The organism is Fischerella sp. JS2 (assembly GCF_032393985.1).
Taxonomy (GTDB): domain Bacteria; phylum Cyanobacteriota; class Cyanobacteriia; order Cyanobacteriales; family Nostocaceae; genus Fischerella.
This window is the reverse complement of record NZ_CP135918.1, coordinates 1,626,152-1,643,117: the sequence shown is the minus strand read 5'-3', so window position 1 is coordinate 1,643,117 and position 16,966 is coordinate 1,626,152. Positions and strand designations below refer to the sequence as shown.

Annotated in this window: 15 protein-coding genes; 7 read left to right on the top strand and 8 right to left on the bottom strand. The window is 41.9% G+C overall.

Features of this window, described 5'->3' with window-relative positions:
* Positions 1-41 precede the first annotated feature (41 nt).
* Complete coding sequence (locus RS893_RS06860) at positions 42-1,160, top strand: geranylgeranyl reductase family protein (RefSeq protein WP_315790467.1); 1,119 nt, start codon at positions 42-44, stop codon at positions 1,158-1,160.
* 158 nt (positions 1,161-1,318) lie between these two features.
* On the opposite strand, the gene RS893_RS06855 is transcribed toward RS893_RS06860, so the two are convergent.
* Positions 1,319-2,449 (bottom strand): aldo/keto reductase, encoded by a 1,131-nt coding sequence (locus RS893_RS06855; protein ID WP_315790466.1) that lies wholly within the window; start codon positions 2,447-2,449, stop codon positions 1,319-1,321.
* A 123-nt stretch (positions 2,450-2,572) separates the two neighbouring features.
* Positions 2,573-3,070, bottom strand: a complete 498-nt coding sequence (locus tag RS893_RS06850) for a bifunctional nuclease family protein (protein ID WP_315790465.1) — start codon at positions 3,068-3,070, stop codon at positions 2,573-2,575.
* Positions 3,071-3,409: 339 nt separating this feature from the next.
* On the opposite strand from RS893_RS06850, the gene RS893_RS06845 reads away from it, so the two are divergent.
* Complete coding sequence (locus RS893_RS06845; RefSeq protein WP_315790464.1) at positions 3,410-4,069, top strand: riboflavin synthase; 660 nt, start codon at positions 3,410-3,412, stop codon at positions 4,067-4,069.
* A 149-nt stretch (positions 4,070-4,218) separates the two neighbouring features.
* On the opposite strand, the gene RS893_RS06840 is transcribed toward RS893_RS06845, so the two are convergent.
* Entirely contained in the window at positions 4,219-5,808 is a 1,590-nt protein-coding gene (locus RS893_RS06840) for a peptidoglycan DD-metalloendopeptidase family protein (RefSeq protein WP_315790463.1), read from the bottom strand.
* Between the two features lie 306 nt (positions 5,809-6,114).
* Entirely contained in the window at positions 6,115-6,930 is an 816-nt protein-coding gene (locus RS893_RS06835) for a biotin--[acetyl-CoA-carboxylase] ligase (RefSeq protein ID WP_315790462.1), read from the bottom strand.
* Between the two features lie 76 nt (positions 6,931-7,006).
* Between RS893_RS06835 and pgeF the strand changes: the two genes are divergently transcribed.
* A complete protein-coding gene (gene pgeF, locus RS893_RS06830; RefSeq protein ID WP_315790461.1) occupies positions 7,007-7,840 on the top strand; it encodes a peptidoglycan editing factor PgeF in 834 nt (277 codons plus the stop codon).
* 156 nt (positions 7,841-7,996) lie between these two features.
* Here the strand turns inward: pgeF and RS893_RS06825 are convergent, their stop codons facing one another.
* From RS893_RS06825 to RS893_RS06815, 3 genes are all read right to left on the bottom strand, one after another.
* A complete protein-coding gene (locus RS893_RS06825; protein ID WP_315790460.1) occupies positions 7,997-8,911 on the bottom strand; it encodes an AraC family transcriptional regulator in 915 nt (304 codons plus the stop codon).
* A 187-nt stretch (positions 8,912-9,098) separates the two neighbouring features.
* Positions 9,099-9,713, bottom strand: coding sequence for a Crp/Fnr family transcriptional regulator (locus tag RS893_RS06820; RefSeq protein ID WP_315790459.1), 615 nt, complete (start codon positions 9,711-9,713; stop codon positions 9,099-9,101).
* 131 nt (positions 9,714-9,844) lie between these two features.
* Entirely contained in the window at positions 9,845-10,273 is a 429-nt protein-coding gene (locus tag RS893_RS06815) for a MarR family transcriptional regulator (RefSeq protein WP_315790458.1), read from the bottom strand.
* 85 nt (positions 10,274-10,358) lie between these two features.
* Between RS893_RS06815 and RS893_RS06810 the strand changes: the two genes are divergently transcribed.
* The 3 genes from RS893_RS06810 to RS893_RS06800 all read left to right on the top strand — a co-directional run bounded on the left by RS893_RS06810 (position 10,359) and on the right by RS893_RS06800 (position 12,640).
* Entirely contained in the window at positions 10,359-10,484 is a 126-nt protein-coding gene (locus RS893_RS06810; RefSeq protein WP_315790457.1) for a hypothetical protein, read from the top strand.
* Positions 10,485-10,493: 9 nt separating this feature from the next.
* Positions 10,494-11,600: an alkene reductase gene (locus RS893_RS06805; protein WP_315790456.1), complete on the top strand. Its 1,107-nt coding sequence runs from the start codon at positions 10,494-10,496 to the stop codon at positions 11,598-11,600.
* 326 nt (positions 11,601-11,926) lie between these two features.
* The gene (locus RS893_RS06800; RefSeq protein ID WP_315790455.1) at positions 11,927-12,640 is read left to right on the top strand and encodes a rubrerythrin family protein; all 714 of its coding nucleotides are present in this window, start codon (positions 11,927-11,929) and stop codon (positions 12,638-12,640) included.
* Between the two features lie 125 nt (positions 12,641-12,765).
* Here RS893_RS06800 and RS893_RS06795 read toward each other — a convergent pair whose 3' ends face one another.
* Positions 12,766-14,208, bottom strand: a complete 1,443-nt coding sequence (locus RS893_RS06795; protein WP_315790454.1) for a sensor histidine kinase — start codon at positions 14,206-14,208, stop codon at positions 12,766-12,768.
* Positions 14,209-14,773: 565 nt separating this feature from the next.
* Between RS893_RS06795 and RS893_RS06790 the strand changes: the two genes are divergently transcribed.
* Positions 14,774-16,807, top strand: a complete 2,034-nt coding sequence (locus tag RS893_RS06790; RefSeq protein ID WP_315790453.1) for an ELWxxDGT repeat protein — start codon at positions 14,774-14,776, stop codon at positions 16,805-16,807.
* Positions 16,808-16,966 lie beyond the last annotated feature (159 nt).

Here is a 16,966-nt window from a genome sequence, read left to right as displayed (position 1 = left end):
TTCAACAATCAACTAAATTCAAAAGCAAAAATATAGATATTATGTACGACTGCATTATTGTCGGCGCTGGCCCAGCTGGTGGAACAGCTGCATATCACTTAGCAAAGCAGGGTCGGTCTGTGTTAATCCTGGAAAAAGAATCTCTGCCAAGATACAAACCTTGTGGTGGGGGTGTATCACCTGCGATCGCTGAGTGGTTTGACTTTGATTTTAGTCCAGCAATTTCCATCAAAGCAGATACCATCCGCTGTACTTGGAAAACAGGCGATCCAGTAGAAGCGAAGCTAGAAACTCCCGAACCAGTATGGATGGTACGACGTGATGTTTTCGACCATTTTCTAGTGCAACAAGCCCAAAAGCAGGGGGCCGAACTCAAAGACAATACAGAAGTTACTGGCATTGAGTTTAAAAGTGACCATTGGCAAGTCAATACAGCTAATGGTCAGGTGATGGCTAGATATTTAATTGCTGCTGACGGTGCAAAAGGATCGATGGCAAAATGGCTAGGTTTTAAAGAACGCAAACGCCGCCTAGCAGCAGCCTTAGAAGCAGAAGCACCAGCCAAAGTAGAAAATGGTAATATTGCCCATTTTGAATTTGGCATGGTGAAAAATGGCTATCTCTGGAATTTTCCCAAAGCAGACGGTTACTCTATTGGTGTTGGTACGTTTATCGGTGGCGAACCGCAGGACTTCAAGAAAATTTTGGATGAGTATGGTAACTCGTTTGGTTTGGACATAAAAACCTGCCAGCAATATGGTCATGCTATTTGCCTGTGGAATGGCGAACAAAAACTGCATACTGAAAATGCAGTTTTGGCAGGAGAAGCAGCTTGTGTGGTAGATCCTTTTACCGCCGAAGGTATTCGTCCCTCAATATTGAGTGGTTTAAAAGCATCAGAGGCTATCAACAAAGCCCTCTCTGGTGACATCAATGCCTTGGAACAATACTCCGATATCATTAATGCTGAATGGGGCAGCGATATGGCTTGGGCGCAAAAATTAGCCGGGCTATTTTATCGTTTTCCTGGTGTTGGCTACAAAGTTGGCGTCAAGCGCCCCTCTGCACCCCAAATTATGGGTAAAATCCTCTGTGGAGAACTGCGTTACGGTGATGTCGCAGGTCGGGCAATTAGGCGCTTAACTCCGTTTGGGGGCTAGGAGGGAGATGGGGTGATGGGGGAGTTTGAGGAGTGTGTAGACACGCTCATAGGCTTAAGGTAAGGGTGGAGTAGTAAACTACAACTAATTACTAACTACTAATGTACAGACGCCATGTTCCTCGCGTCTCTACTAATCACTAACCACTAACCTAATAACTATTCCCATAATCGCCTACCACTTTTCCCTTTTAACCTTTGATGAGTATCTTTCAATAAAGCGGGGATGTCTAAGTTTTGTGGACACTTGGGCAAGCACTCACCGCATTCTGTACAGCGATTTGCTTTCATCCCAGCAAACCAGTGACCGGCGTTTTCAAACATGCCGTAACGATATTGTCCATAATCGGTCATGTCATAGGCTACTGCTAAATTTCTTAGCCGCAGCACTTCTGGAATGTTGATATTTTCTGGGCAGGGTAAGCACTTATAACACTGACTGCATTCATCAGTACCTAAAACCAAATTTTTGTGTTTTTCTAAACTTTCAAAAACTGTAATTTCTTCTGAGGTTAATTGTCCATCACAGTCAGCTACCCCCAATAGATGAGTTAATTCTTTAGGTGTTGCTGGTCCCACACTCAAGGTAGTAATACGGGGGTCACTCAGTAGAAATCGATAGTTCAACTCTAAAGCTGAGAAGGGATAACACAAATTAACTAAGGTTGGGGGTGGAGTGTACAAACGTCCACCCTTATCGGCAGGAGAAATAATAAATATGCCCATGTCCTTGGTTGCAGCTAGTTCAATAGCTGGGGCATGACGCTGGAAAAAATAGTAGTAGTGCAGATTGACAAATTCAAAAAAATCTGTATTAATTGCTGCCAAAATCACATCTAAGGAACCGTGGGTAGAAAATCCAACGTGTCGAACCCGGCCATCAGTAACAGCTTCTTGAACAGCTTGCATACAGCCACCTTTAGCCTTGACCCAATCAAGTTGTTCCCAAGTGTTTAAACCGTGAATCCCTAAGCAATCTAGATAGTCTAGCTGCAATATTTCTAGAGATTCATTGATGCACCGACGCATTGTGTCTGCATCTACTGTGGGAGGGATTTTAGTTGTAATGTAAAGCTGCGAACGGGGTATCGGCAACCCCAAGGCGATCGCCTGACCAAGATACTCCTCACTTTTGCCGTAACCTCTTGCAGTTTCTATATGATTAATTCCCAACGCTATAGCTGTCTGAATTGTTTGCCATACATTGTCCGGTGAAGCTAAATAGCGCATTGTTCCCAAGGAAAAGACCGAAAGGCGCAGTTCGGTTTTTCCAAAGCGTCGGTATCGCATCTAGTAAATTTTGGATTTTAGATTTTAGATTTTAGATTGAAGGCTAAGAACTAGTCGATAGTTTTTGTACTTAGGTGTATATACAAGCTTAATCCAAAATCAAAAATCGAAAATCGAAAATTGTTATGATTCACCATTGCCAAAACGCTTAATTAAATCTTCAGGACGGAGATTGGAAATAAATTCACGGAAGGCCTGCTGTTCAGCTTCATCGGCATCCCGATCTACGGGTATAGATGCATCAGCTATGACTTCTTCCATCACCCAAATAGGCGTATTTGTACGGAGAGCAATGGCGATCGCATCGCTAGGACGTGTGTCAATTTCTTTTTTGACTTCGCCTTGTTTAATAATTAAAGCTGCATAAAATGTATCCTTTTGTAAGGAATGAATAATAACGCGCTCTAGAGTCATATTCCACACCTCTAGAATATTTACTATTAGGTCGTGGGTTAAAGGTCTAGGAGGCTTTTGATTCTCTAGTGCGCCCATAATCGCCCTAGCCTGTTCCTGACCGATGTAAATAGGTAAAGCACGCCGATCGGAAGCATCTTTCAACAGTACAATCGGGCTGCGGGTTATGGCATCTAATGCTATGCCAGCGACTTTCATTTCAATCATTGGCTAAGCCTCTACAATCCTTTGAGCTTTAGAGGAATTTGTAACAAATCATACCCTCGATTGGGCAAGATTGGGACTATCAAAAACATAGGTCTTTATTCTATATAATTGCTTCTATTAAACTCCCAAATGGTTGTGAATACCAGAGTAAGTCGAATTAGTTTTTTCTCGTCATAATGTAATTATCTAAATATGCCTTATCTTTACTATAAATGTATTGAAATATTGATACAAACAATGGTCAAAAATTATACTTTGAGTTTTTAAATTATTGTGAGAATTACCAATTACTTTTAATCAAAATAAAGCGTTAAATTGAGTTCAATTGAGAAAACAGTCGTGTTTACAGGAATAATCCAAGCATTAGGAACCATAAGACCCTTAGAGGGAGATTCTTGGCAAATTAGTTGTGTTAGCCACCCATGTGAAGTCATTATGGGGGACTTAGGTTATGGTGACAGTGTAGCAGTAGATGGTATTTGCCTTACCGTAGAAGAAATTTTAAAAGACGGTTTTATAGCAACAGCATCACCGGAGACTCTGCGCCGTACAACTCTAGGGAAAGAACACACAGAACCAAGATATGTAAATTTAGAAACTTCCCTGCGATTAGGTGGTAAAGTCGGCGGTCATTTTGTGATGGGACATGTAGATGGTATCGGTTGCATGGTTTCGGCACAACAGTCAGCAACCGCTTGGGAAATGACTTTTACAGCTCCTGATGCGATCGCGCGTTATATTGTTCCCAAAGGCAGTATAGCTGTGAACGGTATTAGTCTTACAGTAGCTGATTATAATCCAGAAATTTCCCAGTTTACAGTAGCCGTGATTCCCCTCACTTATGCCGAGACGAACCTCCGCTATCTAGTAAATGGTAGTTGGGTGAATCTCGAAGGCGATATTCTCGGCAAATACGTAGAAAATTTTCTCAAATTTCCCACAAACGCCAGTCGCGAAGAAATCACACCCGCATTCCTTGCTGAACACGGGTATTTGTGATTGGGGAAATGGGGAGGTGGGGTGATGGGGAGTGTGAGGAGTGTGAGAAGTGGGGATTGGGGCAATATTATGGATAAATACCTCCTTGTCCTCCTTGTCTCCCATGTCTCCCATGTCTCCCGTGTCCCCTTGTCTCCCATGTCCTCTTTCTAATTCCTAGTCCCTACTTCCTGATTTACCTGGGCTGTCTGTGTGCTTTGTTCTAATTGACCAAGGGCAGATTGTATTTGTGCGCCTGGGTCGACAGCAACCCATCCTTGAGGTGTAAGTTGGCGGACTTCAAAGTGGAGGTGAGGGCCTGTAGAGTTACCTGTACTGCCTACTAAACCGATCACAGTTCCCCTTTCTACCCGTTGGCCAGGTTGAACAAGGATTTGGGACATGTGACCATATAGGGTTTGTAGGGCGTTGTTGTGGTTGAGGATCACAGCTTGACCATAACCACCAACCCAATCAGCAACTTCTACTTGACCAGAATATGCTGCTAAAATAGGTGTTCCTGTTGCCGCCCCAATGTCCATACCAGCGTGGAAACGGCGATCGCCTGTAATTGGATGGATGCGCCAACCAAACAATGAGGTAATCGGCGAGGGAATCGCAAGGGGGTACATCAATCCTGTACCACCAATCACGACTCTATTACCATAAATGGCTCTATAGGCGATTTGTGGTAATGTTGTGGCTAGGGGAATATCGTAAGCTACCACGCTAGGACGGGGCGCGAGATTGTCAGCTGTCATCGGTGCTGTTAAAGTTCCAGCACTGGGTGCGAGTGGCACATCACTAACTCTGGTTGTGGGAGAAAAGTTGTTAGGAGTAGGAATGAAGCGATTAGGGTGATAATTGCTTTTGGTAGTACCCAGATTAGCAACTTGCTTAGAACGCAAACCAGTACTAGAGATTACCTGAGAAACAATTCCGGGTGGACGCCAACCAGGATTTTTTTCCTTTTTGGTGGCTAGCCGTTTTGTGACTGGAATTGCAGCTATCTGGACATTTTGACTTTTCTTTAGCCAACTAGGTGTTCCAGTTTTGGCATTTACGCCAGAGTGATTACTACCACAACTGTTGCTAGCAACTCCTTGTCGTAATACAGCTTTACAACCACTGGAACGCTCTGTAGCTATGACGCTACTAGGAGCTTCATATTTAGCTGTGGGATTATAATCTGTGGGGTCAATATAAGCGTTATTGTAGTCTTTGGATTTTCCTGGTGTGGCACTAGTAGCGCTAGGAGAATTATTAACAGGTTGGGCAACTTTAGGAAGTTTTTGTTGTGTCGGACGAGGTTGAATTGGGGCGGTAAATTCTACTTGTGGTTTTTCCTGTGTGATGACGACAGGGGAATTATTCGGTTGAGAAATTCTCACTCTCTGTTGTGATTGAGAAGTTGACACTTCTGGTTTGGACTTCCTAACTCTGACTGTTGCTGGGGTTTGGGAAGCCTGTTGCTGTCGCAATCTTTGTCTGAGTTTACTCCGACGCTGGGAAAATTCTGGTTGGGAGTCAGGTTTTTCTGGAATAATGACAATTTGGCTACGCTCAACAGTATGTTGTTTAACAGTTGGAGAGTTTTCAGTTGTGGGAACAATACTATCTATAGCCGATTCTGTTTGGGCAAGCACCATGCCACTGCTGAGAAGGCTGAAGCTACCAAGCAAACAGAGACTCTGTGCTGGCAGCGATCGCCGCCATAAGTGATGCAAACGTTTGGGGGCAGAGTTATTGTGGTGCGTCATTTGTTTTGGTATTAAGTGTAAGTACGTAGTTTGCCTAAACAAATTGTTTAACCAGTTATCAGTTAGAGACGCGATTAATCACGTCTGTACAGTTATCAGTTATCAGTTTATCGAAATAAAGTTATGGGCTTGCTTATCATTTTTTAACACAGAGAACTCAGGAGGCAGAATTCTCCAATTGAATTCTGTGCGACTGGCGAACTCGTCTTGGATTTGAATCCCCATTCAAAGGATTCTGGCTTCTGAATTCTTTTTCAACTTGATACCCTACGGGAAGCCTATGAGCGCGTCTACACTGTTCACTGTTCACTGATTCGGTGATGTACAATAGCCCAAACTGATTATACCGGGCTGAAGGTAAATTTCTGGTTTTGTTGCTTGTGAAGATTCAGATGTATCCATGATTACATGCAGTTCCCCAGTAGGTGTGACACCAACTATAGTGCCTGCAAGGTTGTTGACGTAGACGCGATCGCCTACATTTGCAAGCAACTGTTGATAGCGAGTCAATAATATATTTACTCCTTCTTGCAAAAGACTCTGTATACCGGATTCTATTCCTAGTAAGATTTTCGCTGCCAGTACCTCTAAACAGGGAATTAGTTTAAGTTCCTTTGCAGCTTGCCACGTTTCCAAATTTATCCCAGTTTCCGGAACTGGGTTCATCCAGTTAATACCAACCCCAATTACTGCTTGGGTAATTCTGCCTTGATGGACTTTTGTTTCAGTCAAAATACCGCCCAACTTACGCCTATTGATCACTAAGTCATTAGGCCACTTGATCCCAACATCAACACCACTTTTTCGCAATTGATTGGCAATTCCCCAAGCGGTTGCTAAAGTTAGCTGGTAGCTGTGGCTAGCCGCAATGTTAGGAGTAATCAAAACTGAAAGATATAATCCTCCTGTGGGAGAAATCCAATTTCGTCCCCATTGTCCCCGTCCTGCTGTTTGCTGAGTTGCAATTACTACAGATCCTTGTTCGGCTCCTTGCTTTAGCAGTTCCCATAGGATCTGATTAGTTGAAGCAACAGATTCAAATATATGCAGATGAAAAGGTAAATAAATATACTGACGTTCGCCTTTTAAGGCTACTTCCAACCGTTGCTGATCCAATCCCACAGAGTTTCCCCAAATTTGCTTGGTCGAGTTAGCATTAATTGACTAATTTTGATGTTGTTTTTAGGCTTGGTTGAAGATGCACACTTGGCATTGGCAGACTTGGGAAGAGATGTCTTACCTGACTTGTAGTCTTCTGAAAGCTTGGCCACATGGCTTTTTTACCCAACATTTTTGGCCTCGTTCTCCAGAAGAATTAACGATGGTACTGCATCCAGATGCTTCAGGATATCGCTTAAAACAGGTGCATGGCAACACTGTTCTCACACCCTCAGAAATAGCGACTCAGTTACTCTCAACTGATGATCGGGTAGATCAAGAAGATAATTGTGTCCTCGCATCAGCAGATGGTTTAGTCAGCGAACAGCCACTACAAGCCCTCTGGGTCGCTTCTGCTGATTGTACACCCGTACTGATTGCCGATGAAAATACTCTTCAGGTGGCAGCAGTACACGCCGGATGGCGCGGTACGGCAGCGAAGATAGTACCGCAAGCTATTGCCCGCCTGCAAGCCCAAGGCAGTAAAATCGAAGATTTGCGGATTGCTATGGGACCAGCGATCGCTGGGGAAGTCTACCAAGTATCCACTCAAGTTGCAGCACAACTCGGGATAACTATTATACCACATCCAGACGAAAACACAATCGTTGAGGCGTTATACGAATTACCGAATTCACCGTTATTTCCAGACCCTAACCCTGGTAAAGTCCGCTTGGATGTCAGACGGATAAATTTTTTACAGATGGAAAAATTAGGTATTAGTCCCGAACAGATTGCGATCGCTCCTTATTGTACCTATCAAACCCCAGAGCATTTCTTTTCCTACCGCCGAGACAAACAGAAGAAAGTCCAGTGGTCAGGGATTGTAAGTAGACAGGGGATCGGGGATCGGGGATTAGGGATTGGGGACTAGTGACTAGGGGGACAAGGAAGACAAGAAGGACAAGGAGAATGGGGAGTGTGAGTAACAACTAACAACTAACAACTAACCACTAATGTACAGACGCGAGGAACATCGCGTCTCTACTAACCACTAACCACTAACAAATGACAAATGACAATTAACTACCTAAAGCTGTTGATATACCTTGGGTGTCACCCCTGTAATTTGGCGAAAGTGTTTGGTGAAGTGACTTTGGTTAGCAAAACCACACTGCAAAGCTATGTCAGTGATTGTCACTTTTCCTTGCTTTAACAACTGCTTTGCCTTTTCCACCCGTTGTTGAATTACATATTGATAAGGAGCAATACCCATTGATTGCTTAAATAGACGAACAAAATAATATTGGCTCATTCCTACAGATCCAGCTAAATCAGCCAATTTAATATCTTGATTGAGATGGGCATGAATATACTCTAATGTTTTTCGCAGCTTTTGCTTAGACAATCCATCACCATTAGCTATAATTACAGGTTGCCTAACACAGTATTTCTTTAACAAATGAATAACTAATGTTGTTGTTAACTGCTCAACATACAAATTATTTGCCTGAATATTCGAGTTTAATTCTTCTTGAAGAGATAACAAAATACCTTGGATGAGCGGATCTCTTTTAGTTGCAAACTGCGGAATTAACTCTATGTCTTCAGGCGCATCTACTTCTGCACCCAAACTAAATAGAAGTTTAGGTTCAATTGCCACAAACATAAACTGAACATTTTCTTCCCACAGACAACGATGGAGAGTCCCAGCAGGAATAATAGCTATTGTGCCTACGGTTTGGTACTCAGTTTGTCTGTATCCATCTAACCATCGTTCCGAAGGGGTAGAACAGAGGGTGGTACTAATAGCGTGCATCGTCAAGCGATGCTCTGGAGTATCATAACTAGGCTGATAATGATGCTCGAAGTAAATATTGCTCCACCCAGAATTGTAACTGGTCAGAAGTGGTGGATAATTAAAGACTTGGCGAGAAGCACCCTCTTGTTGAAAATCAACAATTAAAGGTTTTTGCTCAGTGAATTCTTCGCAGTAATTAAGCATATTACGCCCTCTAAGAGGATTGTATGCAGGAGATTCCTTACACAAGCACAGCCTAAAGATTTGAGGCTAGAGCTTAGATTAGGCAACATCTACCGTTTATTTCTGAAATAAAATTGGAATTTTTGCTAACTCTACGTAAACTTATACTAAGATTATGACAATTATCTTGCTGTTTCCTTGATTGCAATCAAGCGGCAGATAAATTTTGTAGTTTAATTTGTAGCCTTGTACGTGTAATTATGCCTTCTCTTTCTAAACGAGTTAAAGCACGAGAAAGAGTTTCAGGTGTCAAGCCTAAATCGACAGCAATATCTTTGAGCGGGCGATCAAAATTAATAGTTGTCTGTTCGTCTAATTGTGCCATATATTGCAAGTATCGCAACACTCGTTCATGCGCCGCACGGATATCACGCAACTCTAAGCGAACCTTCAAATCATGAATTTTCTGTACTAACATTGCCATAAAATCCTCGGCTAGCTCAGAATTGTTACGCAGCGCGGATAAAATAGGCTGCTTCGGGTAAATAATTACTCGCGAAGTTACTTCTGCTACAACAGCATAAGGATAAGTATCTGAAAACAACGCAATCTCAGCGATCATCTCTTTGGATCTAGCAATTGGAAATGTTACTTCTTTACCATCACTGGTATATCGCACTAGTTTCAGTCGTCCTGTTTCCACAATATAAAAGGCTTTTGCCTCATCCCCCTGTTGAAAAAGGCTCTCTTTTGGTTCAAGCTCACGATATGTAATCACATGCCGTAGTTCTGGTGGTAAACTCTCTGGTGATTGCAAATTCATACTACTTACTGCTTTTGCTGAGTGGAAAAAGAGGGCATAAAAAAGTCAATTCACATGATTATGTGTTTATATATGCAGTTCTAAGATGATTTTTAGCCGGCTAAATAAAATTTCAAAAAACACACAAAAACTCAAGTTAAATTACTGCGGATCTGCATCAGCAATCGTCGAAGCAAGAGTCGTTCTTCAAGAGTCAAATTAGCCACTATCCGTTTTTCAATTTCGTGCCAAAGTTGAGTGACTGGTTGTTGCAATGCTTGTCCTGCCTCGGTTAAATAAACTTCATAAGAACGACCATCCTCGGGACATTGGCAACGCTTGAGTAAACCGCATCTTTCCATGCGGTTCAGCATTTTTGTTAAGGTCGGCGGTTCTACTTCCATACGTTCTACTAACTCAGATTGAGTTAATCCGTCTTCCTCCCAGAGATACATCAACAAAATTTCTTGTCCAAGGTAAAGTCCTAGTTCAGCAAGAGCTGTACTTACTAGATGACGATGTGCCCTAGAAACCAAAACCATCTGATAGCCAATGGTTTCTTGCATCGGTTTAGAAGACATGAATATTTATTTAGCCAACTAACTAAAATATAGTATACAATTTTCTGCTTTTCTAGCAACAGATATTTGCAAAATTAGAATATTTTTGGCAAAAAGAGGAAAGACAACTGTTGCTGTTGTTCTGTATATACAACGAGTAGGTGCTTCTTGTGGAATTGGACTGGCGATCGCTCAAAGTTTAGCTCATAACTCGCTTGATTTTTGTTGTTGAAGGTAAATTATGCAAACCGTGGATTTATTAACTAGTTTGTTTTCGCCTGTCAAGCTAGGCCCCTATACCCTGCCAAATCGCATCGTCATGGCTCCAATGACACGTCTACGTGCAGTTAGTTCAATTCCCACTGAGCTAATGGCAACTTATTATGCTCAGCGTGCAGCAGCAGGATTAATCATTACTGAATGCACAATGGTTTCTCCCCTAAGTAACGGATACATGAATTGCCCGGGAATTTACTCACAAGAGCAAACAGAAGCATGGAAGCAGATTACAGAGGCAGTTCATGCTTACGGTGGCAAGATTTTTTTGCAACTATGGCATAGTGGACGTGTAGGACATCCTTCCTTACTAAATGGAGAGTTACCTGTTGCACCAAGTGCGATCGCAGCAGAAGGAACACTACACACACCTATGGGTAAAGTCAATATTGAAACACCCCGCGCCGTAGAGATACACGAAATTCCCCAAATTCTTGAACAGTTTCGTCAAGGGGCAAAAAATGCTGTAGTTGCAGGCTTTGATGGTGTAGAGTTACATGGAGCGTTTGGTTATTTAATTGATCAATTTCTTCAGGATGGTTCAAATCAGCGTCAGGATAAATACGGTGGTTCTATTGCAAACCGCACTCGCTTTTTACTAGAAGTGGTAGAAGCTGTCAGCAGTGTTTGGGGAGGGAATTGTGTTGGCATTAAGCTTTCACCCAGTAACACGTTCTACGGCATGAAAGACTCGAATTCTCAAGAGACTTTCAGCTATGCGATCGCCGCCCTCAATGACTTTAACCTGGCTTATATTCATCTTATGGAACCGAATGAAACGGATTTAGCTACTCGTGAAGTTCTCAATCCTGTTCTGCCGATTTTCCGTCCCCTTTATGAAGGTACTATCATTACTAATGGTGGCTACGACAAGCAAAAAGGTAATCAAGTTTTATCTTCTGGTGATGCCGATTTGGTTTCCTATGGCAAGTTATTCATTGCAAATCCAGATTTACCCCAGCGCTTTCAAGTAGATGCTGAATTAAATACACCAGATCCGAAAACTTTTTACGGTCAAGGCGATCAGAGTTTAGATAAAGGTTATACAGACTATCCTTTTTTGGAGGTATAACTAAGTACCGCTTTGTGTAAAATTATAGCGACTTTCAAAGCAAAGGAACGCAAAGTGAGCGCACCAGGTAGCAGAGTCTTTTTTAAAGAGAATTTGCTGTGAATTAATTAGCGTGCTTAGAACTTCTGCGATCGCAACTCGACACTAAAGGTAGTTCCTTAAATTAATCTATGGTTTGTCAGACTCGTAATGAGTACATGTTATATAATATTTTCATACTCATAATGAGTACGCTTAAGACAATTTAAAACTCGCAATTGCTACCTCAAAGTGCCGATTCCGAATTTCAAGTTGTCTTGTTCAGTGGATTCACAAGAGGGAACACAATGGATTTATCGAACTCCAACACTGCTAACAACCTAAGTGAAGCGTTTGCAGGGGAATCTATGGCCAATCGCAAGTATCTGTTTTTCGCGGAGGTGACTCGTCAATTAGGGATGAGTGAACTGTCAAAGCTGTTTCGGGAAACAGCAAATCAAGAGACTGAACATGCATTTGCTCACTTTCGGTTAATGCATCCAGAGTTGGTAGTGGGTGATGTGGGATCGTTAACAGAGGAGCAAAAAAAAGCGATCGCAGCTCGCTGTTTAGAATTAGCCATAGAAGGAGAGACTTACGAGTATACAATTATGTACCCAGGCTTTGCTGAACAAGCGCGTACAGATCGAGATGGAAAAGCCGTCGTCGAGTTTGAAGCACAACAAGCCGAGTCTCGGGAACACGCTGCCATATTCCGCAAAGCTGCTCATAATTTTGGCTTACTAACATATATTGAAAATCACCATGCCCAGCAATATACAGAAGCACTACAAGCGTTAGAAGGAGTAAAAGCCTCTCCCAAAGCAGCTAGTAGTGATCCTGCCACTCAAAAATGGATCTGTCGCCAATGTTCAATGATCTACGATCCACAAGAAGGTGATCCTGATTCTGGTATTGCACCAGGTACACCCTTTGCAGCCATCCCCGAAGATTGGCATTGTCCGATTTGTGGCGCTAGCAAGAAAACCTTTGTTCCCTATGAGGAAGCTGTTGCAGCTTAAATAATTTCAGTAGGTTATCCTCTCTATTTCCCCTCTCCGCGAGTTCGGAGAGGGGACAGGGGTGAGGTTTTTATTATGAGTGATTAACTTTGTGTCTCTGTGTCTTGGTGATTTAATCATAATTTTTATTTTTCCAGAGTTATTGGTAAGGTAACAGTGACATTAGTACCTTTACCAAGGGTACTTTCAACTTGAATTTGACCTTGATGATTTTCTACAATCGCTAAAGCGATCGCTAACCCTAAGCCTGAACCAGTGGAATTTTCTGTCTTGGTATTCCCATTGGGATGGCTACGCGCTGGATCTATCCGATAAAAGCGGTCAAATAACCGGGGTAATGCTTCTGTAGGAATACCTATACCAGTATCACTGACTTTAATTTGTAACTGGGGGAAGTTAGAACGTAGTCCTGAACTACGGTTTGTTGCTTCGACTCGTGCTAATTCTACGTTTACTCGTCCAGAAGGTGGAGTGTAGCGCAAAGCGTTACTGATTAAGTTTGTGAACAATCGCACTAATTGATTCCAGTTACCTGAGAGTGTAAACCAATTTTCTAATATTTCGGGGTTAGTTTCTGTGGCTGGAGGATCAATTAAGTTGAAGGTGAGGGTAATATTTTTTTCAGCAGCTAACAGTTGTTGTTCTTCTACTACTTCCATCAGCAAAGCATCAACAGGACAAGCAGAAAAGTTTTCTTGGCTAATACCGCTATCTTGGCGTGCTAGGAAAAGTAAATCATTAACTAATTTACCTAAGCGTTGGGTGAGTCGTTCTACCACTTGTAACTGTTGGCGATAGTGGGAAAGAGTCGCATCTTTCACCTCAGCAGCATCTAAATCTGCAAGAGCAACTTGCACATTAGTTTGAATTAAAGCGATCGGACTTCTCAGTTCATGAGAAGCGTCAGCAGTAAACTGTTTGAGGCGTTGATATGACTCGTATACTGGTTCCATAGCTTTACCCGAAAGAAACCAACCGCTTGCAGCCACAGAAAGCACCATCATCCAGATGCCTATTGCCAAATCAAGAATTAACTGTCGGCTGGGTTTTGTGACTTCAAACCAAGGATGACTGACACGCAGATATCCCACTACTTGTTTTCCTACTTCCACTCGTTGAGTTACCTGGCGTAGAAGCAGTGAAGAATTCTCTCTATCCCCCCATTCTCCTATCCCTCCATCTTTCTGTCTCGTCACATGCACAGTTTCACCTGTGCGGTTGACATGAATGGGAATATCCAGTGGTTCTGAGAGAGTAGACCAGAGTAGTTGTCCAGTCGGACTAAACCATTCTAAGTCTATGTGGTCGTCTTCTACAGTTTCTACTGTATCAGTGTTATCGCGAAAACTAGCCTCTACATTAATACGGTATTGATTAGTGTTAGAGTTAATTGGTTCAATAACTAGCGATCGCTCGACTACTTCCACTACATGATTTAAAGTATCGTCAATCCGCTCCACCAAAGTATTACGAACATACAGATACACACCAGTAGCAAATAACAGCAGTAGTAAAGCAGTTACAGCAGTGTACCACAGGGCTAAACGACGACGAGTTGCTTGGAACATAGATGTAGCAAGTCATAGCAAATCTATCTGATATTCATATCTTGTCCATATTTTGTACTAAGTTTGAGTACGCCTTGCTCTCTAAAAACTCTTATCAGTGGGATTTTTTGTGCCAATACACTAAAATTATGTGATGAAAACCGTATTTACACTTAACTACATATAATTATTATATTTACAAATTACACAATATTACTGAAGTAAGCATTAAGACATAAGAGCTATATTCTGGTTGTTGTAATTTGGAATTAAATTCTAAGATAAGCAAGATAAACAATAGATATTTTCTTGATTTCAGAAAGTAATGTCACTTATTCACTAGTAATTTATATATACATATAAGCTTACTAGATAGATTGTAAAATCAAAAAACTTAGTAAATTAAGTTACAAAGTTTTCTAAACAGGCAATCTTGGCATCTACTACTCAATTTGAGCTAAGACATTTATTGACTGAATAGCTCAAACTCATACAAAGTTTGACTCAGGTTTAATCACCCCATCAGGGACTGCTGCCATCAAAACAAAGATAAAAAATATTTTTTGGAAGGAGTCAGTAGACTTTCATGGCAACATTTTCAGGATTTCCAGACCCAGGGAGTACTAGAAGTAAAGCTTTAGATACAACATCATACATTAACGGTTCCCTTAGTAGTAATCCTAATATTTTTCAAGACTCGGTTAGTAGTTCTGATATTAGTGATTATTACAAAATCAGCATTGGTGGCAGCAGTGCCAGTCTCTTAAGCATGACTTTGGATGGTTTAAGTGACAATGCCAGTTTGAATCTGTATACTGAAACCGGTACACTTCTACAAACAGCTAACTCTACTGGTACAGCGTCGGAGTTACTCGCTCGTACCTTAGATCCCGGTATTTACTACGTCCGTGTCGGTTTAGTTAATGGTGCTGTAGGCACTAATTACAACCTCAGTCTTGCTGCTTATTCAATTCAAGAAAGTGGTATTTCTGATAATACACGAGCTACAGCCCAAAACATTGGCACGCTTAGTAGTAGCTCCCCTACCACTTACATTGATTTTGTAGGTAGTAAAGGTGTCCTTACTGACAGTAATGATTACTACAAATTTGACGTTGCTACTGACGGTAAACTCAACTTGAGCTTACAAGATTTAGTGGGCAATGCCAATGTTGAACTGTACAACAATTCTGGCACTAGAATAGCATTTTCTAACAATTCATACACCATTTCAGAGTCAATTATTAAAGACTTAACTAGTGGTACATACTACATTCGAGTGTATGATACTACAGGTGCAACTAACTATACCTTAAATCTTTCCTTTGAAAGTAAAAAGGGTAAGCGGCTGGATATTTGGTCTGGTGCTAACAGTTCTAATCCAGATTCTCTCACAGCATTAGAAAGCACGCTCTACTTTACGGCTAATGATGGCAGCAGTGGTGTACAACTGTGGAAGAGTGACGGTTCTGTTGCTGGTACAAGCCGCATCACTAATCTTAATCCCAGTGGTTTTAATCCAGCTAATCTGACAGCTTTTGGTACTACGAAGCTTTTCTTCACTGCTGATGATGGTAGCACTGGTAGAGAACTATGGGTTTACGATAGCTCCACAAACACAACTACAAGGCTGAGTGACATCAATCCTTCGGCTGGCAATGCTAATCCGCAAAACCTCACAGTTGTGGGTAACAAGCTGTTTTTCACTGCTGATAATGGCAGCAATGGTAGAGAACTTTGGGTGTCCGATGGCAATACAGTTAGTCTAGTTAAAGATATCTATACTGGTGCTACTAGTTCTAATCCATCAAGCCTCCTTGCTTTTGGTGGCAAGCTTTATTTTGCTGCGAATAATGGAGTTAATGGTACTGAACTATGGTCAAGTGATGGCACAGCAGCAGGTACAACTCTCGTCAAAGACATTGCCATAGGTGGAGCAAGTTCTGTCCCTACAAATCTTACGGTTGTTGGTAACACTCTCTACTTTACTGCCAACGATGGCAGCACAGGTATAGAGTTATGGAAGAGTGATGGTACAGCAGTAGGAACTTCTGTTATAGACCTTACTCCAGGGACAGGTGGATTTGGACCGACTCTACTTACAGCTGTAGGCAGCACCTTATATTTTGTACTCGATAGCAACAACGACTTTAAACAAGAACTGTGGAAGAGTGATGGTACAAACACAGCGCGTGTCAAGAGTGATTTGAATGCAGCGCCGAATCTCAGTTTTGGTCCGATTAATTTAACTGCTGTTGACAGTACGCTTTACTTCACTACCTACGATCCAAATAAGGGATTTGAGTTGTGGAGGAGTGATGGCAGTGATGCAGGTACATATTTAGTTAAAGATATTTGGTCTGGTTCTGATAGCAGTCTCCCTGGAAGCCTCGTAAATTTTGGTGGCACTCTCTACTTTGCCGCCTCCACTTTCAATGCTTCTCAGGAACAGACTAGTCGTGAAGTATGGAGCAGTAACGGCACGGAAGCGGGGACGCAACAGGTTACATACATAAACTCTGTAGATTATGCCAACCCTGACAAGCTGACTGTCGTTGGTGACAAGCTGTTCTTCATTGCTGACGACGGAATCAACGGAACAGAATTGTGGGTGCTTTAGTAAAGGAGGTGGTGTGGAGAGATAAAAATAAAAGTGATCAAACGAAATGGAATTAATTGCAGATTTACTGTTCAAGCAATTCGCTCACTGCTAATAAATTTCTACGAAATAGTGAACGTCTAAATAACCTTTGTCTGCCCAAGAGGGCAATTAGAGAGA

Coding starts and splice junctions, on each gene's coding strand:
- RS893_RS06860 (WP_315790467.1), top strand. CDS start 42: ATGTACGACTGCATTATTGTCGGCGCTGGCCCAGCTGGTGGAACAGCT.
- RS893_RS06855 (WP_315790466.1), bottom strand. CDS start 2,449: ATGCGATACCGACGCTTTGGAAAAACCGAACTGCGCCTTTCGGTCTTT.
- RS893_RS06850 (WP_315790465.1), bottom strand. CDS start 3,070: ATGATTGAAATGAAAGTCGCTGGCATAGCATTAGATGCCATAACCCGC.
- RS893_RS06840 (WP_315790463.1), bottom strand. CDS start 5,808: ATGACGCACCACAATAACTCTGCCCCCAAACGTTTGCATCACTTATGG.
- pgeF (WP_315790461.1), top strand. CDS start 7,007: ATGCACACTTGGCATTGGCAGACTTGGGAAGAGATGTCTTACCTGACT.
- RS893_RS06825 (WP_315790460.1), bottom strand. CDS start 8,911: ATGCTTAATTACTGCGAAGAATTCACTGAGCAAAAACCTTTAATTGTT.
- RS893_RS06820 (WP_315790459.1), bottom strand. CDS start 9,713: ATGAATTTGCAATCACCAGAGAGTTTACCACCAGAACTACGGCATGTG.
- RS893_RS06815 (WP_315790458.1), bottom strand. CDS start 10,273: ATGTCTTCTAAACCGATGCAAGAAACCATTGGCTATCAGATGGTTTTG.
- RS893_RS06805 (WP_315790456.1), top strand. CDS start 10,494: ATGCAAACCGTGGATTTATTAACTAGTTTGTTTTCGCCTGTCAAGCTA.
- RS893_RS06800 (WP_315790455.1), top strand. CDS start 11,927: ATGGATTTATCGAACTCCAACACTGCTAACAACCTAAGTGAAGCGTTT.
- RS893_RS06795 (WP_315790454.1), bottom strand. CDS start 14,208: ATGTTCCAAGCAACTCGTCGTCGTTTAGCCCTGTGGTACACTGCTGTA.
- RS893_RS06790 (WP_315790453.1), top strand. CDS start 14,774: ATGGCAACATTTTCAGGATTTCCAGACCCAGGGAGTACTAGAAGTAAA.